This is a genomic window from Aureimonas pseudogalii, assembly GCF_014196835.1.
In the GTDB taxonomy this organism is placed as follows: Bacteria; Pseudomonadota; Alphaproteobacteria; order Rhizobiales; family Rhizobiaceae; genus Aureimonas; species Aureimonas pseudogalii.
This window is the reverse complement of sequence record NZ_JACIEK010000001.1, coordinates 172,899-196,059: the sequence shown is the minus strand read 5'-3', so window position 1 is coordinate 196,059 and position 23,161 is coordinate 172,899. Positions and strand designations below refer to the sequence as shown.

17 protein-coding genes are annotated in these 23,161 nt (G+C 70.0%); 11 read left to right on the top strand and 6 right to left on the bottom strand.

Going from position 1 to position 23,161, the window contains the following annotated elements:
• The first annotated feature begins 9 nt into the window (after positions 1-9).
• The gene (locus GGR04_RS00970; protein ID WP_183196963.1) at positions 10-1,239 is read left to right on the top strand and encodes a cysteine desulfurase-like protein; all 1,230 of its coding nucleotides are present in this window, start codon (positions 10-12) and stop codon (positions 1,237-1,239) included.
• On the top strand, positions 1,236-2,657 hold the full coding sequence (gene hydA / locus GGR04_RS00965) for a dihydropyrimidinase (RefSeq protein ID WP_183196955.1): 1,422 nt from the start codon (positions 1,236-1,238) through the stop codon (positions 2,655-2,657). The genes GGR04_RS00970 and hydA overlap by 4 nt, the downstream gene beginning before the upstream one ends.
• 85 nt (positions 2,658-2,742) lie before the next feature.
• On the opposite strand, the gene GGR04_RS00960 is transcribed toward hydA, so the two are convergent.
• The gene (locus tag GGR04_RS00960; protein WP_183196953.1) at positions 2,743-3,879 is read right to left on the bottom strand and encodes an alpha/beta hydrolase; all 1,137 of its coding nucleotides are present in this window, start codon (positions 3,877-3,879) and stop codon (positions 2,743-2,745) included.
• Between the two features lie 232 nt (positions 3,880-4,111).
• Here GGR04_RS00960 and GGR04_RS00955 point away from each other — a divergent pair, with 232 nt between their 5' ends.
• The 6 genes from GGR04_RS00955 (at position 4,112) to GGR04_RS00930 (ending at position 11,955) form a co-directional block, all read left to right on the top strand.
• Positions 4,112-4,882, top strand: coding sequence for a polysaccharide deacetylase family protein (locus GGR04_RS00955; protein WP_183196952.1), 771 nt, complete (start codon positions 4,112-4,114; stop codon positions 4,880-4,882).
• On the top strand, positions 4,879-5,742 hold the full coding sequence (locus GGR04_RS00950; protein ID WP_183196950.1) for a GNAT family N-acetyltransferase: 864 nt from the start codon (positions 4,879-4,881) through the stop codon (positions 5,740-5,742). Before GGR04_RS00955 ends, GGR04_RS00950 begins: the two co-directional genes overlap by 4 nt.
• A 60-nt stretch (positions 5,743-5,802) precedes the next feature.
• A complete protein-coding gene (locus GGR04_RS00945) occupies positions 5,803-7,707 on the top strand; it encodes a dipeptide ABC transporter ATP-binding protein (protein ID WP_183196948.1) in 1,905 nt (634 codons plus the stop codon).
• 125 nt (positions 7,708-7,832) lie between these two features.
• Positions 7,833-9,791, top strand: a complete 1,959-nt coding sequence (locus tag GGR04_RS00940) for an ABC transporter substrate-binding protein (protein WP_183196947.1) — start codon at positions 7,833-7,835, stop codon at positions 9,789-9,791.
• 5 nt (positions 9,792-9,796) lie between these two features.
• Positions 9,797-10,795 (top strand): ABC transporter permease, encoded by a 999-nt coding sequence (locus tag GGR04_RS00935; RefSeq protein ID WP_183196945.1) that lies wholly within the window; start codon positions 9,797-9,799, stop codon positions 10,793-10,795.
• Positions 10,792-11,955 (top strand): ABC transporter permease, encoded by a 1,164-nt coding sequence (locus GGR04_RS00930; RefSeq protein ID WP_183196943.1) that lies wholly within the window; start codon positions 10,792-10,794, stop codon positions 11,953-11,955. The genes GGR04_RS00935 and GGR04_RS00930 overlap by 4 nt, the downstream gene beginning before the upstream one ends.
• Positions 11,956-11,959: 4 nt before the next feature.
• Here the strand turns inward: GGR04_RS00930 and GGR04_RS00925 are convergent, their stop codons facing one another.
• The 4 genes from GGR04_RS00925 to GGR04_RS00910 form a co-directional block, all read right to left on the bottom strand.
• On the bottom strand, positions 11,960-13,204 hold the full coding sequence (locus GGR04_RS00925) for an adenylate/guanylate cyclase domain-containing protein (protein ID WP_183196941.1): 1,245 nt from the start codon (positions 13,202-13,204) through the stop codon (positions 11,960-11,962).
• Positions 13,205-13,210: 6 nt separating this feature from the next.
• Positions 13,211-14,083 (bottom strand): MBL fold metallo-hydrolase, encoded by an 873-nt coding sequence (locus GGR04_RS00920; RefSeq protein ID WP_183196939.1) that lies wholly within the window; start codon positions 14,081-14,083, stop codon positions 13,211-13,213.
• A gap of 25 nt (positions 14,084-14,108) precedes the next feature.
• A complete protein-coding gene (locus GGR04_RS00915; RefSeq protein WP_183196937.1) occupies positions 14,109-14,573 on the bottom strand; it encodes a cyclic nucleotide-binding domain-containing protein in 465 nt (154 codons plus the stop codon).
• A gap of 70 nt (positions 14,574-14,643) precedes the next feature.
• On the bottom strand, positions 14,644-17,337 hold the full coding sequence (locus GGR04_RS00910) for an ABC transporter transmembrane domain-containing protein (protein WP_183196935.1): 2,694 nt from the start codon (positions 17,335-17,337) through the stop codon (positions 14,644-14,646).
• A 205-nt stretch (positions 17,338-17,542) separates the two neighbouring features.
• On the opposite strand from GGR04_RS00910, the gene GGR04_RS00905 reads away from it, so the two are divergent.
• Genes GGR04_RS00905 through GGR04_RS00895 form a run of 3 tightly spaced genes read left to right on the top strand, consistent with a single transcriptional unit; the run spans position 17,543 to position 21,923 of the window.
• Positions 17,543-18,646 (top strand): glycosyltransferase family 4 protein, encoded by a 1,104-nt coding sequence (locus GGR04_RS00905; RefSeq protein ID WP_183196932.1) that lies wholly within the window; start codon positions 17,543-17,545, stop codon positions 18,644-18,646.
• Positions 18,643-20,553: a glycosyltransferase gene (locus GGR04_RS00900; RefSeq protein ID WP_183196930.1), complete on the top strand. Its 1,911-nt coding sequence runs from the start codon at positions 18,643-18,645 to the stop codon at positions 20,551-20,553. The genes GGR04_RS00905 and GGR04_RS00900 overlap by 4 nt, the downstream gene beginning before the upstream one ends.
• A 35-nt stretch (positions 20,554-20,588) precedes the next feature.
• A complete protein-coding gene (locus GGR04_RS00895; protein WP_183196928.1) occupies positions 20,589-21,923 on the top strand; it encodes a nucleotide sugar dehydrogenase in 1,335 nt (444 codons plus the stop codon).
• Here the strand turns inward: GGR04_RS00895 and GGR04_RS00890 are convergent.
• Positions 21,913-23,151: a glycosyltransferase gene (locus GGR04_RS00890; protein ID WP_183198959.1), complete on the bottom strand. Its 1,239-nt coding sequence runs from the start codon at positions 23,149-23,151 to the stop codon at positions 21,913-21,915. The genes GGR04_RS00895 and GGR04_RS00890 overlap by 11 nt on opposite strands.
• Positions 23,152-23,161: the final 10 nt, after the last annotated feature.

Genomic DNA, 23,161 nt, shown 5'->3' with positions numbered 1-23,161 from the left:
TCACGCATCATGACCCTCGATCTCGACTTCGTCCGCGCGCAGTTTCCGGCGCTCGACGGCCCCTGGGCCTTCATGGACAATGCCGGCGGCAGCCAGGTTCTGCGACGCGTCGCCGACCGGGTGTCCGACTACCTGCTCACGACCAACGTGCAGACGGGCGCCAGCTACGAGCCGAGCCAGGTGTCGATGCGCCGCGTTGCCGAGTCGCGCGAGGCCTTCGCGCGCTTCATGAACTGCGATCCCGGCGAGATCGTCATGGGCGCCTCGACCACGATCCTCCTCCGATTCCTGTCGGAGGCGATGACGGGGCGGCTGCAACCCGGCGACGAGATCATCCTCACCAACACCGACCACGAGGCCAATATCGGCCCGTGGCTGAAGCACGAGGCCCGCGGCGTCGTCATTCGCTGGTGGCGCTGCGGCCCCGAGACGTTCGAGCTCGACCTCGCCGACCTCAAGGGGCTGATGAACGAGCGCACGAAGCTCGTCTGCGTCACGCACGCCTCCAACATTCTCGGCACGATCAACCCGATCCGCGCCATCGCCGACATCGCCCATGCCGGGGGCGCGGAACTCTGCGTCGACGGCGTCGCCTACGCGCCGCACCGGGCGCTCGACATGGCGGCGCTGGATGCCGACTACTACGTCTTCAGCGTCTACAAGGTGTTTGGGCCGCACCACGCGGTGATGTTCGGCAAGCGCGACAAGCTGCTGGAACTCGACAACATCTACCATTACTTCTTCGACAAGAGCCGCGTGCCACACAAGCTGGAGCCCGGCAACATCAACTACGAATGCGCGTGGGGCTCGATCGGCGCCGTCGACTACGTCGAGGAGCTCGGCCGTGCCGCCAAAGGGGGCAATGGAGCGAGCGACGGGCGTCCGGCGATCGAGGCGGGCTTCGCCGCCATCGCCGAGCAGGAGCGGGCCATCAGCGCGCGGCTTCTCGACTTTCTCGGCAGTCGCAATTCCGTCCGTCTCGTCGGCCGTGCGTCGAGCGCGATCGAGGATCGCGTCTCCACGATCAGCTTCACGGTCGGCGACGAGAGCTCCAAGCGCGTCGTCGAGACCGTGGATGCCGCGAAGGTCGGCATCCGGTTCGGCGACTTCTACGCCAAGCGCATCGTCGAGGAGCACGGTCTGACGGCGACCGACGGCGTCGTGCGCGTCTCGATGATCCACTACAACACGGCGGACGAGGTCGATCGCCTCATCCGCGCGCTGGAACCGGCGCTGTGAGCGCTGTCGCCGAGTTCGACCTCGTCATCCACAGCGGCACGGTCGCGACCGCCTCCGACGTCTTCGTCGCCGACATCGGCATTCGCGACGGACAGATCGCGCAGATCGGCCGGGGACTGGAGGGCGGACGCGAGCGGGTGGACGCGCTCGGCAAATACGTGCTGCCCGGCGGCATCGACAGCCACGTGCATCTGGCCCAGCCCTCCGGCGACGGCATCGTCATGACCGACGGGTTCGAGAGCGGCACGCGCTCGGCCCTCTTCGGCGGCAACACCTGCGTGCTGCCCTTCTGCCTGCAGGCGAAGGGGCAGACATTGCGGGAAGCCCTGAAGGGCTACCATGCGCTCGCCGAGGGCAACTGCTACACCGACATCTCCTTCCACCTCATCGTCTCCGATCCCACCGAGGCGGTGCTCGGCCAGGAACTGCCGGCGCTGGTCGCCGACGGCTACACCTCGTTCAAGGTCTTCATGACCTACGAGGGGCTGCGGCTGAACGATGCCGAGATCCTCGCCACGATGGACACCGCGCGGCGCACCGGCGCGCTGGTGATGGTGCATTGCGAGAACGAGGACGCGATCCGTTATCTCATCGGCCGCCACGAGGCGCAGGGCGACGTCGCGCCGCGTGCCCACGCCACCACCCGCCCGATCGCCGTGGAGCGCGAGGCGACGCATCGCGCCCTGTCGCTCGCCGAGATCGTGGACGTGCCGGTCGTCATCGTCCACGTCTCGAACGGGCCGGCGATCGACGAGATCCGCGCGGCGCGCGCCCGTGGGCGCAAGGTGGTGGGCGAGACCTGCCCGCAATACCTGATGCTGACCGCCGACGATCTCGACGGCATGGACTGGGAGGGCGCCAAGTTCGTCTGCTCGCCGCCGCCGCGCGACGCGGCCTCGCAGGACGCCTGCTGGCGCGGACTGGAGAACGGCACCTTCGACCTCTTCTCGTCCGATCATTGTCCGTTCCGCTACGACGACCCGGCCGGCAAACGCAACGCCAAGGGCCGCACCAGCTTCCGGCACATCCCCAACGGCATTCCCGGCGTCGAGACGCGCCTGCCGATCCTGTTCTCGGAAGGGGTGATGACGGGGCGCATCGATCTTCGGCGCTTCGTGGCGCTCTCGTCGACCAACCACGCGCGGCTCTACGGGCTGGAGTCGAAGGGTTCGATCGCGGTGGGACTCGACGCCGACATCGCGATCTGGGATCCCAAGATCCGGCGCACCATCCGCCATGCCGACCTGCACGACGGCGCCGACTACAGCCCCTACGAGGGTATCGAGGTGCAGGGCTGGCCGACCGACGTCGTTCTCGGCGGTGCCGTGATGGTGCGCGACGGCGAACTCGTCGGCGCCCGGGGGGAGGGGCGCTATCGCCCGCGCGCGTTGTCCTCGCTGACCCGCCTCGGCATGTGAAGCAAGAAAGAGGGCGATCCGGATGGATCGCCCTCTCATCGGAACGGCCCGACGACATCGGGCCGCTCTTCGGCTTCTTCGAACTTTAGTTGGCCGGCTTGGTCGAGCTGGTGCTCTCGCCCGACGTACCCGCTTCCGCGAAGGCTGCCGCGAGGCGCTGGCCTGCCATGTCCATGGCTTCCTTCGCCTGCGGCACCACCGTGCCCATGCCGAAGAACTCGTGGGTCACCCCGGAATACGTCTTCTGTTCGACGGCAACGCCCGCCGACTTCAGGTTGGCCGCTAAGGCTTCGCCTTCCGAGCGCAGCGGATCGATCTGCGCGTTGATCACCGTTGCGGCCGGCAGGCCCTGCAGGTCGTCGCGGCCGACGAGGTTGAGGCGCGGATCGCTGGTCTGATCTTTCGAGGCGAAGACGTTTTCCACGAACCACATCATGCCCTGCTTCGAGAGCGGCTGCGCCTCGGCGTTCTCGATGTAGGACGGCGTGTTCATGTCGTTGCCGGCCACGGGATAGACGAGAAGCTGGTGGATCGGCTGGGTGATCTTGGCGTCGCGCGCCATGATCGCGACATTGGCGGCGAGGTTGCCGCCTGCGCTCTCGCCGGCCACCGCGATGCGCGTCGCGTCGGCGTTGAGCGAGCCGGAGTTCTCGACGATCCACTTGTAGGCCGCGAAGGCGTCCTCATGCGCGGCGGGGAACTTCTGCTCGGGCGCATGGCGATAGTCGACGGAGACCACCACGGCCTTGGCACCGGCGCTGAGTGCGCGGGGCGAGGCGTCGTAGGTGTCGAGATCGGCGATCACCCAGCCGCCGCCATGGTAGTAGACCACGAGCGGGAACGGGCCTTCCCCCTGCGGCGTGTAGACACGCGCCGCGATCTCGCCGGCGCCGCCGGGGATCTGAATGTCGCGCGACTTCACCGCCTGCACGGCGGCGGGCGGCTCGATGTTCTGGTCCTTCATGATCGCCATCACGGCGTCGGCGGGCGACGGCTGGGTGCGCGTCTCCTTCACCGAGAGCGTGCCGATGGGCTTGGCGCCGAGCGCCGTCAGCTCGTCGAGCACGGACTTCATCTCCGGGGCCGGCTGAGCCATCGGCTGCGATGCGGCGGCGGCGGGGGCCGGCGTCGCGGTCTGGGCCGAAGCGGCGGGCACACCGAGCGCCAGCGCGCCCGCCATACCGGCGAGGATAGTCGCATTGCGAAGCGTGTTGCGGATCATCGGGGGATCTCCTTGTCCATTGATTGAGGGAGGAAGACTCGCCCATCCCCATCGTTCCGATCGAACCCAGACAAGCCCGCAATAGAATGCTCGCCTGGCTAAACGGTTGGTGCGCGACAAACCGGGACGACAAGTTCCTCGACGTCGAACCGGCTTCCCGCTCGCGCCAGCTTGTCCGCCGGGCCGGCGCGGCGTTAAGACCGGCGATGCTCGTCCATCCGCCCGCCCTTTCATGACCACCCAACCCGACGACGCCGAAGGGCTTTGGGCGGAACTCGACCGCTGGGCGGACGCCGGCCGCACCCTCGACCTCTGGTGGCGCGACGACGACGCGTGCGACGAGACGTCAGCGCTGGACCGCCTGCTGGCGCTGTCCGGGCGATACGATCTGCCGGTGGCGCTCGCCGTCGTGCCGGCCACCGCGACGCCGGCGCTGGTGCGGCGCCTTCGAGGTACGCGCGCCGCGGTGCTCCAGCATGGCTGGCGCCACGCCAATCATGCACGGCTGGGCGGTCGAGCGGTGGAGTGCGGCGGCGATCGCCCGGTCGAGGCGGTTCTCGCCGAATTCCGCCTCGGCCGCGAGCGGTTGGCGGCGCTGTTCGCGGCGCGGTTCCACCCCGTCATGGTTCCCCCCTGGAACCGGATCGAGCGAGCCGTCGCGGAGCGGTTGCCCGGCGAGGGCTATCGTGCGCTGTCCGGTTTCGGCCCGCCGGCCTTCGGTCCCGGCGTGCCGAACGAGATCAACGCCGATCTCGACGTGCTGCGCTGGAAGGGCGGCGCGCGCTTTGCCGGCGCGCAGAAGCTGGAGCGCACGATGCGCGAGGCGCTGGCGGCGCGCCGCGAAGGCGGGATCGACCGGCCCTTCGGTCTCCTCACCCACCATCTCTCGCACGACGAGGACACCTGGGCCTTCCTCGACCACTTCGTGCCGCAGCTTGCGGCTCACCCCGCCGTCCGTTGGTGCGACGTGGCGTCGCTGATCCCGCCCGGAGACGACGCGTGAGCGCCCGCGTCCGCCCGGCGGTCGATGCCGACATCGAACCGGTGGCCGATCTCCTCCATCGCCTGATGAACCCGAAGATCCCGCGCGAGCGCTGGCGCCGCGTGCTCGACTATCCCTGGCGGCCACCGGAAGCGGAGCGCGGCTGGCTGGTCGAGGATGCCGGCGCCGTGGTCGGGTTCATGGCGACCATCTATTCCGACCGCGAGACGAGCGTCGGCCTGCGCCGCTTCTGCGATCTCGGCGCCTGGTATCTCGAACGCGACTATCGCGGCACCGGCATCGGCGACGAGCTGCTGCGCGCCGGCATGGCGCAGCTTGGCGTCACCTACGCCACGATGACGGCCCGCCGCGCCACCGGCCGGCGCATCCGCGCGCTCGGCTTCACCGTGCTCGACGCCACGCGTCGGATCTTTCGAGCGGAGGCCGGCCGCCCCGGTCTGGCGCTTCGCCCGGTGGACGAGGCTCGTCTGGACGAGGCTCGTCTGGACGCGCGCTCGCGCCGGATCGTGCGCGATCACCGCAGGCTGAACGTCGAGATGAGAACGGCCGGCGATCCGGCGTCGCCGGTGCTCTTCGTGTTCCAGTCCAAGCGAAAGGGCGCCGACATTCTCTACCGCGAACTGCTGTTCTGCTCCGACCGCGGCTTTCTCGCCGCCGAGGCCGGCGCGCTCGCGCAGACGCTCTGCCGCGACGTCTCGGAAATCCTCGCCGTCGATTCGCGGTTCCTGCCGGCGAACTTCATGGAGGGCGAACGGGAGGAGATCGCGCTGCCGCGCTGGGTGCGCACGCCCGACGTTCCGGTCGCAGATGTGGATCATCTCTATGCCGAGACACTGCTTCTCGACTTGAAGCTTCCCTGACGGGCATCGTCTCTGCCATGATCGCGGCGGGCCGCGCGCCGCGCCCGACCGGAAGCCTCCATGCCGCCTCTTCTCAGCGTCGAAGACCTGTCCGTCGAGTTCCGCACGCTCGAAGGGCGTTTCCGCGCCGTGAACGAACTGTCCTTCGAGGTGCATCCGGGGCGCACGCTCGCGGTGATCGGCGAGTCCGGCTCGGGCAAGTCGGTGACGGCGCAGGCGATCCTCGGCCTGCTGCCGCCGGTGGCGTTTCAGCTGGGTGGGCGCATCCTGTTTCGCGATCGCGGCGGCGCGCCGGTCGATCTGGCGGCGCTGCCGCGAACGGGCGAGGTGTTTCAGGCGATCCGGGGCGACCGGATCGCGATGATCTTCCAGGAGCCGACCGCGGCGCTCTCGCCGCTCCACACGGTGGGCGACCAGATCGGCGAGGTGCTGCGGCGCCATCGCGGCACCGACGGGCCGGCGGCGCGGGCGCAGGCCATCGAGATGCTCGGCCGCGTCGGCTTCGCCAAGCCCGAAAAAGCCGTCGACGCTTACTCCTTTCAGCTCTCGGGCGGCCTCTGCCAGCGCGCGATGATCGCAATCGCGATGATCTGCCGTCCCGCGCTCATCATCGCCGACGAGCCGACCACGGCGCTCGACGTCACCGTGCAGGCCGAAATCCTCAAGCTGCTGCGTGACCTGCAGGAGAGCGACGGCACGGCGATCCTTCTGATCGCGCATGATCTCGGCGTCGTCGCCAACATGGCCGACGACATGATCGTCGTCCACCACGGCGACACGATGGAGCGCGGGCCGGCGCGCGAGCTCTTCGCCCGGCCGCGGCACGCCTATCTCAAGGCGCTGATGGGCTCGGTGCCCCGCCTCGACATGGCGCCGGGCGAACGCCTGAAGCCGCTGCGCGAGATCGAGGTGGGCGACACGGTGGCGCGCTGGGCGGCGGCGCGCGCCGACAAGAGCGGGCACGGCATGGGCGAGCCGCTCGTGCGGCTTCGCGGCATTCGCAAGACCTATGCGGAGCGCCGCGCCTTCTCCTTCGGGCCGGCGCCGGCGGATGCCGCGCCGGCGGTGGCCGACGTCGATCTCGACATCCGGCGCGGCGAGTGCCTCGGCCTCGTCGGCGAGAGCGGCTGCGGCAAGACCACGCTGTCGCGCATCCTCGCGCGCTCCGAGACGCCGGATGCCGGAACCGTCGAGATGGCGGGGCCGGACGGCTGGCAGGACGTGATGGCGCTGGAGGGCGATGCGCTGCGCGGCTGGCGACGGCGCGTGCAATACGTGTTCCAGAACCCCTATCTCGCGCTCAACCCGCGCATGACCGTGGAGCAGATCCTCGCCGAGCCGCTGGTCATCCACGGCATCGGCAATGCCGCGACGCGCCGCGCCCGCATCCGCGATCTTCTGGCGTTGGTGGGGCTGCAGGAGGCCCATCTCGGGCGCTTTCCCCACAGCTTCTCCGGTGGCCAGCGCCAGCGCATCGGCATCGCGCGCGCGCTAGCGCTGGAGCCCGACCTCATCCTCTTCGACGAGCCGGTCTCGGCGCTCGACGTGTCGGTGCAGGCGCAGATCCTCAACCTCCTGCGCGATCTCCGGCGCGAGTTGGGGCTGACCTATCTCTTCGTCTCCCACAATCTCGCGGTGGTCGACTATCTCGCCGACCGCATCGCGGTGATGGCGGCGGGGCGGCTGGTGGAGGTCGCGCCGCGCGACACGCTGTTCCGCGCGCCGGTGCATCCCTACACGAAGAAGCTCATCGCCTCGGTGCCCGAGCCCGATCCCGACCGGCCCATCGACTTCTCGCTGTTCGGGCCAGGCCGCTCGCGCGATCCCGCGAGTTGGGGCTGGCCGTTTTCGGCCGCGTCCGACCGGGCGTCGCAGCCCGAAGGGCACGAGCCGCACCTCCTGGATCTCGGCGGCGGCCATCACGTTCGTGCCTTCGCGAGCGCCGCGTCCGAGTTGCGGGCGTGACGTCGCACCTCGCTCCGGTTGCCAGTTCAGGCCGCGCGTGCGAGCGTTTGTCAGGGGCGAACGGCGTGCAGAAACAGATGTTTGCCGAGGCCACCTCAGCGCCAGTCCGTGCCCCGGAGTGCCCGATGCCGTCGATCCGCCGCTTCGCCCGAGACTTTGCCGTCCGCTGGTGCGTCCGGGCGATGGTCGCTCTCCTCGTCGCGCTCGCCGGCTCGGGTGCCGCCTTTGCCGTGGACGAGCCGCCGGCGCTGGCGGCCGACGTCGCGGCCGGCAAGCTGGCGCCCATGGCCGAGCGCCTGCCGGCCGAGCCGCTGGTGGTGAACATGCCCGCCACCGGCCGCGTGCCCGGCCGCTACGGCGGCTCGCTGCGGGTGATCGAGGCGCAGGCGCGCGACACCCGCCGCATGGTCGTGTTCGGATATGCCCGGCTCGTCGGCACCACGCCGGGCGGGCGCATCGAGCCCGATCTCGCCCGCGCCGTCGACGTCGAGGACGGCCGCATCTTCACCATTCATCTCCGCCGCGGCCACAAATGGTCGGACGGCGCGCCCTTCACGGCCGAGGATTTCCGCTACTATTGGGAAGACGTCGTCAACGATCCGAAGCTCGGCAAGAACGGCCTGCCGCGCGAGCTTCTCGTGGACGGGGAGGGGCCGACCGTCACCTTTCCCGACGAGGTGACGATCCGCTACGAATGGGCGAAGCCCAACCCGTTCTTCCTGCCGGCCATGGCCCGTTCGCTGGCGCTCGAGATCTTTCGTCCCGCCCACTACCTCAAGCAGTTCCACCAGAAATACGCCGACCCCGCCGCACTCGAAGCGCGCGTCGCAGCGGAAGGGCAGCGCAACTGGGTGGCGCTGCACTTTAAGATGGACCAGTCCTACAAGAACACGAGCGTCGAGCTGCCGTCGCTCCAGCCCTGGGTGCTCGCGACCGCGCCGCCGGCCGACCGCTTCGTCTTCCGCCGCAACCCCTATTTCCACCGGGTCGATGAGGCGGGCCGCCAGCTTCCCTATATCGACGAGGTGGCGATGGCGATCGCCAGCCCCGGTCTCATTCCCGCGATGGTGGGTGCCGGCGCCGCCGATCTGCAGGCCAACTACATGACCTTCGGCAACTACGCCTTCGTGAAGCGTGCGGCGGACCGCTGGAACTACGACGTGCTGCGCTGGAAGAGCGGGCGCGGCAACCGGGTGGTGCTCTATCCCGACCTCAACGCCCGCGACGAGGTGTGGCGCGCGCTGTTCCAGACCGCCGACTTCCGACGCGCCCTGTCGATGGCGATCAACCGCGAGGACATCAACCAGGCCATCTACTACGGGCTCGCGCGGCCGACCAACGACACGGTGCTGCCGGCCTCGCCGCTCTGGACGCCAGAGCTCGCGCAGCGCTGGGCGACCTACGATCCCGCCGCCGCCGGCGCGCTGCTCGACGGGCTCGGCCTGCAGAAGCGCGATTCCGGCGGCATCCGCCTGCTGCCGGACGGGCGCGCCGCCAACATCGTGGTGGAGGTCGGCGGCGAGGAGGGCGAGCAGGTGGACGTGCTGCAGCTCGTCGCCGAGGACTGGCGCCGCGTCGGCATCGGCCTCGTGCTGAAGACGGTGGAGAAGGACACGCTCGGCTCGCGCCTCGCCGCCGGCTCGACGCTGATGTCGGTGGCGCCCGGCCTCGAAAATGGCATCGCGCGCCCCGCCGACAGCCCTGCCGAGCTGGCGCCGACCGATTCCGCGCAGGCCTCCTGGCCGGCCTGGGGCCTGCATGTGGAGAGCGGCGGCAAGCTCGGCGCCGAGCCGACGCTGCCCTTCGCCCGAGAACTCCTCGACCTCAACCGCCGCTGGCGCGCCACGCTGGACGAGGGCGAGCGCACGGCGATCTGGGGGCGGATGCTCACGATCAACGCCGACGAGACGCCCCGCATCGGCCTCGTGGCGGGCGTCGACCAGATCGTCGTCGCCTCGCGACGCCTGCGCAACCTGCCACGCGAGGGCGTCTACAACTGGGAGCCCGGCGCGCTGTTCGGCATGTACCGGCCCGACACGTTCTTCTTCGAGGAAGACCGGCAGGCCCTCGTGGAGCCGAACTGACCGACATGCTGCGCTACCTCGCCGTCCGGCTCCTCACCATGCTCTCGACGCTGGCCGTCATCAGCGTCCTCGTCTTCACCATCATCCAGCTGCCGCCCGGCGACTATCTCACCAGCTACATCGAGGAGCTTCAGGCCGAGGGCGAGACGAACGTCGAGGAGAAGGTGGCGTTCCTGCGCGAGATGTACGGGCTCGACCGCTCGCTGCCTGCCCAGTATGTCGACTGGGTCACCGGGTTCGCGACAGGGGATTTCGGCTATTCGTTCGAGTATCAGCGGCCCGTTTCGGAGGTGGTCGGCGACCGGCTGTTCTTCACGCTCCTCCTCAATTTCGCGACGGTGTTCTTCATCTACCTCGTGGCCTTCCCCGTCGGACTTTACGTCGCCGCCCGCCAGCACAGTGCGGCCGACCATGGCCTGACGCTGCTCGGCTATCTCGGCCTCGCGACGCCGAACTTCCTTCTGGCGCTGATCCTCCTCTACCTCTCCAACGCCGTCTTCGGCGTCTCGATCGGCGGGCTGATGGACCCCGCCTATATCGGCGAGGGCTGGTCTCTCGCCAAGGCGACGTCGCTGCTCGCCCATCTGATCGTGCCCGTCGTCGTCATCGGCCTGTCGGGCACGGCGGCGATGATCCAGCGACTGCGCGCCAATCTCCTCGACGAATTGCGCAAGCCCTATGTCGTGGCGGCGCGCGCGCGCGGCCTGCCGGAGGGGCGCATCATCCGCAAATACGCGCTGCGTTCGGCGCTCAACCCGTTCGTGTCCGACATCGGCGACCTGCTGCCGCAGGTCGTGTCGGGCTCCGTCATCATTTCGGTCATCATGTCGCTGCCGACCACCGGGCCGATGCTGCTCTCCTCGCTACGCAGCCAGGATATGTATCTGGCGGGCTCGTTCCTCATGTTCCTGGCGGTGCTCACGGTGCTCGGCATGCTCGTCTCCGACATCGTCCTGGCGCTGGTCGATCCACGCGTGCGCCTGGCGGGAGGCAAGCGGCGATGAGCGGAGCGAGCGAACACTGGGTCTCGTCCAAGCCCTTCGATCCCGGCCGCACGACGGCCGAGCTGTCGTCGGTTTCCACCGCATATCTCGACGCTTCCCAGCGCCGCCTCTTCTGGTGGAGGTTCCGCCGGCATCGGCTCGCCGTCGTGGCGCTCGGCTTCCTGGCGCTCGCCTATCTCTGCGTCGTCTTCGCCGAGATCGTGGCGCCGAAGGGCGTCGCGACGCGCGACACGCAGCACATCTTCATGCCGCCGCAGCGCGTGCATCTCCTCCACGAGGGCAGTTTCGTCGGCCCCTTCGTCTATCCGTTCACCGGCCGGCTCGACATGGATACGCTGGAGCGGACCTACGAGCCCGACCGCTCGAAGCCGATGCCGCTGCGCTTCTTCTGTCGCGGCGAACCCTATCGGTTCTGGGGGCTGGTGGAAGCCGACTTCCATCTCGTCTGCCCGCCGGACGGGGGCACGGCCTATTTCCTCGGCACGGACCGGCTGGGACGGGACATTTTCTCGCGGCTCGTCCACGGCGCCCGCATCTCGCTCACCGTCGGCCTCGTCGGGGTCACGCTCTCGCTGATTCTCGGCCTCATGCTCGGCGGCATCGCCGGCTATCGCGGCGGCTGGGCCGACTACTGGCTGCAGCGGGTGACCGAGGTGCTCCGCTCGCTGCCGCAGCTGCCGCTCTGGCTGGCGCTCTCGGCGGCGCTCCCGGTGACGATGAGCCCGATCCTCGTCTATTTCTGCATCACCGCGATCCTCGCTCTCCTCGAATGGCCGGGCCTGGCGCGCGCCGTGCGCTCCAAGCTCCTCAGCCTTCGCGAGGAGGATTTCTGCCGGGCCGCCGAGATGATGGGAGCGAGCGACGCGCGCATCATCTCGCGCCACCTCCTGCCGAACTTCATGAGCCACATCATCGTCTCGGCCTCGCTGGCCATCCCGACGATGATCCTCGCCGAGACGGCGCTCTCGTTCCTCGGCCTCGGCCTGCGCGCGCCCATCACCAGCTGGGGCGTCATGCTGTCGGAGGCGCAGAACATCGAGGCCGTGGCGCTCTACCCCTGGCTGCTGCTGCCGATGCTGCCGGTGATGCTCACCGTGCTCGCCTTCTCGTTCCTCGGCGACGGCCTTCGCGACGCGCTCGATCCGCTCGCCGCCACCTGAGGCGTCAGGCAGCGGTGGCGGCGCGCTCCATGCCCGTCAGCCCGTAGAGCGCGACGGGCTCGCGCATGCCGCGCAGCGGATAGGAGCCGAGCCGCGTCCAGTCGCCGGCTGCGTGTGCGATGACCTCCTGCGTCGCGAGCACGGGCACGCCGAGCTCCTTGGTCATGCGCTCGATGCGCTCCACTTCGTTGGCGCTCGGGCCGACCACCGAGAAGGACAGGCGCTGGGGAATGCCGATATTGCCGAGCCGCACCTCGCCCACGCACATGCCGATGCCGAACTCGATGCCGGGATCGCCGTTGAGCGAACGTCGCAGGTTCACCGCATCGCCGCAGTCGATGGCCGCGCGCGCCGCGGCCACGGCACGGCGCGCCACCACGCCTTCCGCCGCCGCGTCCGACGAGGCCGCCATCGGGAAGATCGCCATCACGGCGTCGCCGATGAAGGCGAGGATCTCGCCGCCGGCCTCCACCACGGCGCGCCCGGTGCAGTCGAAATAGTCGTTGAGGAGCGTCAGGTAGCGCTCCTCCTCCAGCTCCTCGGCGAGCCGCGTCGAGTCGCGCAGGTCCGAATACCAGACGAGCGCGCGCACGTGGCTGCCGCTGCCCAGCCGGATGCGCCCACCCAGCACCTCGCGCGCGATGGTCGGGCCGAGATAGGTCTCCGCGACGTTGGAGATCAGGCGCGGATAGATCATCAGCTTGCACAGGAGCGCCATGTAGCGCTGCAGGCTGCGCAGGGTGTCGACCACCGTGTCGTGGAATCCGCCGGGCGCCTTCGTCGCCCAAGTCACGTAGAGCCCGAAATCCTGCTCGGGCCGGCGCAGCAGCGAGACGTCGGAGAACATCGGCGTGCGCAGCGCGATGAGATCGCGGTAGCCTTCGCCCCGCAACTGCTCGAACAGCGGAAACCGCTGCGGCCCGTGGTGACGCTCCAGCGGAGCCCGCAGGAAGGTCGTGTCGTGGTCGAGCATCCACTTCACCGGGCTCTGCCGCCAGTCGTCGCTGTCGCGATCCTGATGGTCGAAGCGCATCGAGGAAATGCCGTCCTCGGCGTTCCAGAGAACGGTCTCGGCCTCGAAGAGCGGATGCAGCGTCGGCCAGGACAGGCGGCACCGGTCGACGGGCAGGCCGACCTTGCGCAGCCGCAGAACCAGCGCCTCGAGCGTCGCCTCGATGCTCTGGTCGCTCAGCGCTTCTTCGAGAAGCCAGTCGCCGATCTCGAGGATCTTGGCCGTGGAAATGCTCAAACCCTGCTACTCCGTCGCTGCCGACGCGGGCTCCCTGAGCCTCGATTGCGACGGGAGCGGGGCTCCCGCCACGAGGCTGAGGCCCGGCCGGGCGGCGACGGCGCCGGCAAATAGGCGTTGCGCGCCCGCCTCGATCGCGAGCAGCTGCGCGTCGGTGCGCTTGTGGGAATGGTGGAACAGCACGAGGCGCGCGATCCCGACATCCCGGCAGATCCGCACGCCCTCTTCCACCGACGAATGCCCATAGCCGCGGAAGGTCGCCATCTCCGCATCGGTGAAGGTCGTGTCGTAGACGAGAATGTCGGCGCCCGCCACGAATCGGCGCAGCGCGAGATCGGGCTCCCCCGGCTCGTGCTCGGTGTCGGTGGCGTAGACGATGGAGCGCCCGTTCCACGAGACGCGGTAGGCCACGGCGCCGTTGGGATGGTTGAGCCGGTGCGTGGCGACGCCGAGCCCAGGCGCGGGCGAAAGATCGTCGCCCGGCGTGAAGGTGCGATAGTCCACCGCCGCGCGGAAGACCTTCGGCGTCACCGGGTGGAACGGCGGGCTCATGTACGCGGTGACGAGCGATTCGCAGTCGGTGCCGTCGAGCATGTGCCCGGCATGAAGCCGCACGGCGAAGTCGGGATGGTAGAGCGGCGCGAAGTAGGGCAGGCCCATCATGTGGTCGTAATGGGCATGCGACAGAAACAGGTCGATCTCGCGGCCGGGGTCGGCCAGAAGCGATAGGCCGAATTCGACGATGCCCGAGCCCGCGTCGAAGACCAGCCGACGCCCGCCGGCCCGGATCTCGACGCAGGAGGTGCGCGCCCCGAAGATCGACGGATCGTCCGGCGCGCTGGGGATCGACCCGCGCGCTCCCCACACGACGAGCTGCAATTCGCGGTCCTGCAAGGCGGGCGTGTCAGACAGGGGAATGGCTCCCCGAGCGCGACAGCACGAGCTCGGCATTGGTGCGGCTGAGCCGAAGCGCCATCTCGCGCAGCATCGAGCGCGCCATGGCGGGAAAGGCGTCGAGCATCTCGGCGAGGCAGTCCTTCGAGATGCGAAGGGTCTTCAGCGCGGTCATCGACCGCACCGTGGCGGTGCGCGGCATGTCGCAGAGAATGCCGATCTCGCCGACGATCTCGTTCGGTCCGAGGCGCGCGAGCTCGATCTCGCCGATGGGCGACGACGCCAGAACCGCCACCTCGCCCGCGAGAATGAGATAGGCGCTGTCGCCGACGTCGCCCTGGCGGAAGATCGTGTCGCCGGGAGCGAACATCGCGAGATCGGAATTGAAGGCGATGAGCTTCAGCTTCTTCGGCTCGATCCCCTGGAATAAGGGGATGCGTCGAAGCAGTTCCACTTCATGGCTCAGTTGACTCATGGCAGAAGCCGCCTTCCCCGAAGATCGATGCCGTGTATCGACGCCGTCATCGCCCATCTCCGTAACAGCATCATATCGGTTGTTCGGCCGGCGCAACAAGATGGTCCGCGGCGACGTCTCCGCGTTCGAAACGCACGATCCGATCGAACAGTTCGGCATGCTGCTCGAAACTGAGCACCCAGAAACTGCCGAACGGTCGCAAGGGATCGCGCCCCCGCTCCAGCGTGGCGGCCATCACGGCGCGCTGCGTCTCCACGTCGAGCGCCGAGAGGCAGCGGTTGGCGATCAGGTAGTCCGGCGCCTTGAGGATGGACCGGGCAAGACTGAGTTTCTGCTGCTGGCCGAGCGTCAGCCGCTTGGCGCCGGCGCCGATGTCGAAGTCGAGCGCGAGGTCCTGCACGATGCCCGCGAGACCGGCGTCCTCGATCGCCGCGGTCAGATGGTCCTCGATGGCGTCGGCCGCGCTCGCGGTGGTCTGGGCGAGGCGCCCGAAGATCACGTTGTCCTGGATGTTGGCGGCCGGGTTGAAGCGCTCGATGTCGTAGAAGACGATGCCCTCGGTCACGTCGCGCGAGGCCTGGTCGTGGAAGAGGCGGCGCGCCTCCACGATGCGCGCCCGCAGCGTGTCGTCGATCAGGCCGAGGCGGTAGCGCGGCTCGACGTAGTTCAGCGCCAGGCGGATCAGCCGGCTGCGGTCCTCGCGCATCTGCTCGCCGTCGCGCGAGCCCGAGCGCGCCAGCAGCTGGCGAAAATCGTCGATCTCGTCGGGGCGCACGATGTCGAGCCGGCGCAGCAGCGGGCTGGATTCGCCCATGTCGCCGAAGAGTTCGACGAGCGTCTCGGCGATCGATCGGCCGATCACGGCGAGGTCGTCGCCGAGCCCGGTCTGTTCGAGCACGCGCCGCGCGTCGCCGCGCACGAGCAGGCGCGTCGCCGAGATCTCGTCGGCATAGGAGGCTCCGAAGACGACGTTCTCGATGATCGAGGCGTTGGCGAGATAGCGCCCGGGATCGAAGGGCTCGACGTCTCCGGCCGTTCCCGAGCGCACCAGCCGCTCGCGAAACGCGCGGCGCGCGGCGAGCACCGGGCCGGCGACGTCCTCCGTCAGCCCGGCGGGCGCGCGCTGGCGCAGGCCGAACCGGGCGATGTCGCGGTCGAGGCGCACGATCCGCAGCACGTCCGAGATCGCCCGCGTCCGGTCGGCCGGGGTCGTGCCGCCGATGGCCGCCGCATCCACCCAGTCGTCGCGCGGGTCGAGCGCGATGTTGCCCGAGGCCAGCGTCTCCATGCGCGCGAGCTGCTCGCTCTTGCCGTCGCGCACCGTCGTACCGCCCTGCGGATGATGCATCAGCGGATAGAGCAGCGCCTCGCGCAGGGTCGATTGCGGATAGAAGGTCGCCGCGTCCACATAGGCGAGGCGCCGCCCCGTCACCGCCTCGGGGTAGGAGGCCAGCGGATGGCCGGCCAGCGCGATCTCGCCCGAGCTCGGCACCTGCAGCGAGGCCAGCGCCTCGGCGATGCGCTCCGCTCCGTCGCCCACCGGGCCCGTCGCGGCGACGGCTTGGCGGAGCGGCAGGTCGAGGCTGACGTCGTCGACCAGCTTCAGCCCGGATTCGTCGGTGATCGTCAGCCCCCGCGCCGCGAAGGCGCCAATGAGCGGCGGGACGGCGGCCGCGAGCGGCGCCTGCCGGCTCTCGTCGGCGAGGTCGCCGACGTCGAACTGCTCGGCGACCTGATCGTATTTCACGTTCACGTCGAGCCGCATCAGATCCCAGTCGATGAGGTCCTTGAGCGGCGAGGGCAGCTCACGATAGGCCGCGATCACCGCCACCAGCTCTCCGATGTCGAGATGGCCCGTCACCGCGTAGTAGCCGCCGAACATGTAGAAGATGAACGGGGTCGCCTGGCTCAAGAAGTTGTTGAGGAACTTGACCAGGAATTTCCACTGGTAGATGTCGAAGCGGATGAGGAAGATGCCGCCGAGATCGTGGGAGATCTTCGCCCGCACGTAGTTCGAGGCGTCGTTGGTGCGGATCGAGGGCATGCTCTCGATGATCTCGCCGACGCTGCCGGCGAGGCGCCGCGCCGCGAGCTGGCGCTGGCGGCCGAGCACCAGCAGGCGCCGCCGCATGCGCGGGATCAGCACGACCTGGACGATCGTCGCGCCGAAGGCGACGAGCCCGAGCGTCATGCTCTGCACGAAGATGAACACCATCGCCGTGAGGATCTGGCTCATCAGGTAGAGCGGCTGCACGAAGGCGTCGCCGATGAAGCCGCCGATCGGCTCCAGCTCGTCCTTCACCATCGAGGCGACCTCGGAGGGCCTCAGCCGCCGGAACTGGCGCATGGGAAAGCGCAGGAGCCGGTCCACCAGCTCGTAGCGCATGCGCCGCAGCATGCGCTCGCCGAGGCGCCCCTTATAGATGTTGAGATAGTACTTGAAGGCGCCGTTGATGACGACGAACACGAGGAACAGCGTCGAGAGCACGAACAGCGCCTCGATTCGCTCGAACTCGATGCCATGGAACAGCTCCCATTCCGACCTTCCGAACAAGCCGTCGGAAAGCGGGACCGCGAGGCGCAGATAGGTCTGCGTCGCGCCGTCCGCCTCGAAGCCGCTGCCCTGGATCGGACCGTTGATGATGAGCTTCGGGATGTTCAACGAATAGAAGAGCGGCGGAATCGACAGGAGCACCACCACGAGCATCCAGATCTGCTGGCGGCGGGTGTGTTTCCAGACGTAGCGGTAGAGGGATGTGGCCATGATGCCGGCTGGGTACTCCTCGCCGACCTTCCTTACCAGCGCCGCCGCGGCCTGCACAGCGGGCGAGGGGCCATCGCGGCCCCGCGCGACCCTGATCTTGCGCGAGGGCCATGGAGGGCGTACGCGCGGAGGCGACCATCGGCCTTCCGGAGCGAGGCGCGGGTGATGCCGCAAGGATGGGCGAGCGGAGGGTCGAACGCTGGAGATGGCTGTGCCGGTCGCCTTCTACGCGCCGCTGAAGGCGCCCGACGATCCCGTTCCCTCCGGCGATCGCGAGATGGCGCGGCTGATGATGCGCGCGCTCGCCGGTGCCGGGTTCGCCGCGTCGCTGGCCTCGCGCTTCTCGTCGTTCGATCGCGTGGGCGTGCCGCCGCTGCAGGCAGCGCTGGCTGGGCAGGCGCGAGACGAGATCGAGCGCCTCATCGTGACCTTCCGGCAATGCGGCGAAGCTGAACGGCCGCGCCTGTGGTTCACCTACCATGTCTACTACAAGGCGCCGGACTTCCTCGGCCCGCCCGTCGCGGCGGCGCTCGGCATTCCCTATGTCGTGGCCGAGGGTTCGCACGCCGCCAAGCGCGCGGCCGGCCCGTGGAGCCGCTGGCACGAAGCCTGCGAGACGGCGCTTCGGCGGGCCGACCTGCACGTTCTCCTCAACCCGGCGGACCGGGCGGGGCTCGACCAGCTGGGCGCGCCCGACATCCTGCCTCTCGCGCCGTTTCTCGACGCCGCCGACTGGCCGGCCCCGAACGTGCGCGACGGGCGGACACCTCAGTTCCGCATGCTCGCCGTCGCGATGATGCGCCAGGGCGACAAGCTGGCCTCCTATCGCCTCCTTGCCGCGGCGCTGGCGGCGCTCGAAGGCGACTGGTCGCTCGACGTGGTCGGCGACGGTGCGGCTCGCGGCGAGGTGGAAGCGCTGCTGCGGCCCCATGGCGCTCGCATCCGCTTCCACGGTCTCGTCGAGGATCGCGGCACCCTGGCGGATCTCTATGCGCGGGCGGACGTGCTCGCCTGGCCCGCCGTCAACGAGGCGTTCGGCATGGCGTTTCTCGAAGCCGCCCTCCAAGGCTGCCCCGCGGTCGCCGGCGCCTTCGGCGGGGTGCCAGCAGTGGTGGCCGACCGGGTCGGCGGTCTGCTGGTCGCGCCCGGCAATGCCCGGGCCTTCGCGGCGGCGCTGGCAAGGCTCCAGCGCGACCACGATCTGCGACGACGCCTGGGGATCGGTGCGCGGCGACGGGTTCTCACGCGTCATACGGTGGAGGCCGCCGCCGCGCAGTTGCGGCCGGCGCTGACGAGGTGGGTGGCATGAGCCTGTCGGTCCTGATCACCGTCACTCATCTCCTCGGCGTCGGGCACCTGACGCGCTCCGCCGCGCTCGGCCGGGCGCTGGCGCGAGCCGGCCACCGCGTGACGCTGGTGTCGGGCGGGCGTCCGGCGGACCTCGTCGACACCGCCGGGCTCGAATTCGTGCAGCTTCCCCCCGTCCATTGCGAGGGCACCGACTTCACCCGGCTCCTGAGCGAGGCCGGCACGCCCATCGACGATGCGCTGCGCGCCGAGCGCATCCGACGTCTGCTCGCGGCCTTCGAGCATGCGGCGCCGGACGTGGTGATCACCGAGACCTATCCGTTCGGCCGGCGGGCGCTGCGCGGCGAGTTCCGGGCGCTCCTCGACGCGGCCACGGCGCGGACGCCGCGCCCTGCGATCCTCGCCTCGATCCGCGACATCCTGAACCCGCCCTCGCGCCCGCAGAAGGCGGCCGACGCCGAGGCGATCCTGCGCGTCTTCTACGACGGCGTGCTCGTCCACGGCGACGAGGCCGCGGCGCCGCTGGCGCTGTCCTGGCCCGTGGGGACGGCGCTGGAGCGCCAACTCGTCTACACCGGCTATCTCGGCGGTGACGCGCTCTCCGATGACGCAGCCCCCACATCGAGCGGCGAGATCGTCGTTTCCGGCGGCGGCAGCGCGGCCGGGCTGGCCTTGTTCGAGGCCGCGGCGGGGGCCGCCGATCTCGACACGTCGGCGCACCATTGGCGCATCCTCGTCGGGCAGGGCGTGCCCGAGTCCGCCTTCGACATGCTTCGCGAGCGGGCAGTGAACGCCATCGTCGAGCGGGCCCGGCCGGACTTCCGCCGGCTGCTCGCGGCGGCCGAGGTCTCCGTCAGCCAGGCCGGCTACAACACCGCGCTCGATCTCGCCGCCACCGGCGCGCGGGCCGTTCTCGTGCCCTTCGAGCAGGGCGCCGAGCAGGAGCAGCGGTTGCGCGCGGAAGGGCTGGCGGCGGCGCGACGCGCGACGCTGCTGCCCGAGCGCGACCTCACGCCCGCCGCGCTGCTCGACGCCGTCGCGCGCGAGGCGGCGAAGCCCCACCCGGTGGCGTCGGCCTCCCTCGACGGGGGAGCCCGCGCCGTGCGGGCCGTGGAGCAGGCGGCCCATGAGCGTCGCCGCGTGGAAGCGGCATGGGACGCGCTGGCCCGGTGCCTCGACGACCTCCAGGCCGCCGGACGCCGCGCGACGCTCTGGTGGCGCGACGACGACGCCGCCGAGCCGACCCCGGCCCTCGACCGGCTGATCGCGCTGTCGCGCACGAGCGGCATGCCGCTCGCGCTCGCCGTGAGCCCAGGGCTCGCCACCGATGCGCTGGCGACACGCCTCGCCGCCGAGCCGGGCGTCCACGTCCTCGTCCATGGCCTCGCCCACGAAAACCGGGCGCCGGCCGGCGCCAAGAAGTGCGAACTCGGCCACCGCCCCATCGACGCGCTGACGCGCGATCTCGCCCAGGCCCTCCTTGATCAGCAGGACCGCTTCGGTCGCCAAGCCTTGGCCGTTCTCGTACCGCCGTGGAACCGCGTCGACGACGCGCTCGAACCGCATCTCGCGGCGATCGGATTCCGGGGTCTCTCGACCTTCAAGCCGCGCGCCGCTTCGCACCGCGACGGGCTGGCGATCATCAACACGCATTGCGATCCCATCGACTGGCGCGGCGGCGGCGGGCTGGCCGACGAAGCCGCGCTGGTCGAGACGCTCACGCGCGACCTCGGGTCCGGCGAGCCGATCGGTCTCCTGACCCATCATCTCGTGCATGACGAACGGCTCTGGCGCTTCGTGGAACGGCTGGTCCGTCTGCTGGCCGCCCACCCGGCCGTGGACCGGCCGGCCGCCGATCGCCTGTTCGGTCCGGCCTCCGCTCTTCCGCCGGCGGGCGAAGCGCCTTAGGTCTCGTCCGCTTCCTGCCGACGAAGGATCCGCCGATGCCGCCCTCGATCGAGACCCTTCTCGCCGCCATTGGGGAGCGGCGTGCCCGCGTCGGCATCATCGGGCTCGGCTATGTCGGTCTGCCGTTGGCGCTCGCCATGTGCCGCGCCGGCTTCCCCGTCCTCGGTTTCGACATCGACGAGCGCCGCGTCGCGTTGCTCAATCGCGGCGAGAGCGGCATCGAGCACATCCCGGCCGAGCCGATCCGCGAGGCGCTGGCGGCCGGGCGCTTCGAGGCGACCGCCGATTTTGCGCGGCTCGGCGAGGCCGACGCCGTCCTCGTCTGCGTGCCGACGCCGCTGACCCGCCAGCGCGAGCCCGATCTTTCCTACGTCGTCGCCTCCACGCGCGTCATCGCCGCGGCGCTGCGGCCCGGGCAACTCGTGGTGCTGGAATCCACGACCTGGCCCGGCACGACGCTGGAGGTGGTGAAGCCGATCCTCGAGGCGACCGGCCTCCTTTCAGGACGCGACGTCTTCCTCGCCTTCTCTCCAGAGCGCGAGGACCCCGGCAACGCCGATTTCGGCACGCGCGACATCCCGAAGATCGTCGGCGGCGACGGCGAGGCGGCGCTCGCGCTGGCCGACGCCCTCTACGGCGCGGCGATGGCGCGCACCGTGCCCGTCGCCAGCCCCTCGGTGGCCGAGGCCGTGAAGCTCACCGAAAACATCTTCCGCTCCGTCAACATCGCCCTCGTGAACGAGCTGAAGGTGATCTACGAGGCGATGGGGATCGACGTCTGGGAGGTGATCGAGGCCGCCAAGACCAAGCCCTTCGGCTTCATGCCCTTCTATCCCGGCCCCGGTCTCGGCGGGCACTGCATCCCGATCGACCCCTTCTACCTGACGTGGAAGGCGCGCGAGTTCGACATCGCCACGCGCTTCATCGAGCTCGCCGGCGAGATCAACACGGCGATGCCGCGCCACGTGGTGGACCGGCTCGCCGAGGCGCTCGACCTGCGCTTCCGTCGCGGGCTCAACGGCGCGCGCATCCTCGTCGTCGGCATCGCCTACAAGAAGAACGTCGAGGACACCCGCGAGAGCGCCTCGTTCCGCCTGATCGAGCTTCTGGAGGGGCGGGGCGCGCGCGCCGACTTCCACGACCCGCACGTGGCGGTGATCCCGAAGACGCGGGAGCACCCGACGCTGGCCGGCCGGCGCTCGGCGGCGCTGGAGCCCGAACGCGTCGCCGGCTACGACGCGGTGCTCGTCGCCACCGATCACGACGCCGTGGACTACCGCGCGCTGGCCCTGCACGCCCGGCTGGCGATCGACACGCGCAACGTCTTCGCGAGGGCGGGCGCGGATATGACCCGCGTCGTCAAGGCCTGAGCACGGTCTCGCGCGCCACCCTGTCGAAGCGGTCCGCGAGATCGCGGATGCCCGCCTCGAACGAGAAGGACGCCCGCACCTTCGCCTCCGCTGCGCGCCCGAGCGACAGGCGCCGCGCGGGATCGCGGGCGAGTGTCGCGAGCGCTTCGGCGAGCGCCGCCGGATCGGCCGGCGGCACGAGCACGCCCTCGCGTCCGTCGTCGATGAACTCCGGCACGCCGGCATAGCGCGTCGAGAGGATGGCGAGGGCCTGCGTCGCCGCCTCCATCAGGACGTTCGGCAGCCCGTCGCGGTCGCCGCCGTCGCCCTCCTTGCAGGGCAGCACGAAGAGGTCGGCGTCGCGCAGTGCCTCGATCACCTCTCCCTGCGGCAGGGCACCCCGCCACGTGATGCGGTCCATGAGGCCGAGCGTCTCGGCCTGCGCGCGCAGCGCAGCCTTCAGCTCGCCGCCGCCGACATGCGTCCAGTGCCAGTGAAGATCGGCCGGCAGGCGGGCGAAGGCGGCGAGGAGGTCGTCGAAGCCCTTCTTTGCGACCATTCGGCCGACCGAGACGAGGCGCACGGGATCGCCGGCGTCGCGTCCGTCCCGCGCGGCCAAACGCTCGGGGCTTGGGGGGAAGCGGGCGAGGTCGAGCCCGTGATAGACGAGATCGACGCGGGCCGGCCCGGCCTCCGGCGAGAGACGCCGCAACTCGCCCAGCCCGGTCCGCGTGCAGGTGACGCCCCAGCGACTGGCCGCGATCTTCTCGCGCTTCTCCCAGTCCGGCGTCGTCCAGATGTCCTTGGCATGGGCCGAGAAGGTGAAGGCGTCGCCGCGCAGCAGCGCTGCGTAGCGCGTGACCGAGGCTGGCGTGTGCAGGAAATGGGCGTGCAGGTGCCGCACCGCGGGATCGAGCTCGCGCGCCAGCACCAGCGCCTGCCCGATGCGCCGGCCGCGGCTGGCGCTGAAGTCTCGCCGCAGGTCGCGCCACGCCTGGGCGCGGAACGCCGCGAAGCCGGGCTGCCGGATCGCAGAGGCCAGTCCCTTCAGCACGCGGATCGGCGCTTGATAGAGATATTCCGGCAGGTAGTGGATCTCGGCGCGGATGCGCCGGTGCAGATCGTGCACCGCGCCGTCCGTTGGCCGGCGCAGCGACCAGATCTCGATCGGCAGGCCCGCCCGTTCGAGCGCCAGGATCTCCTGCGCGATGAAGGTTTCCGACAGGCGTGGATAGCCCTTCACCACCATCGCGACGGGG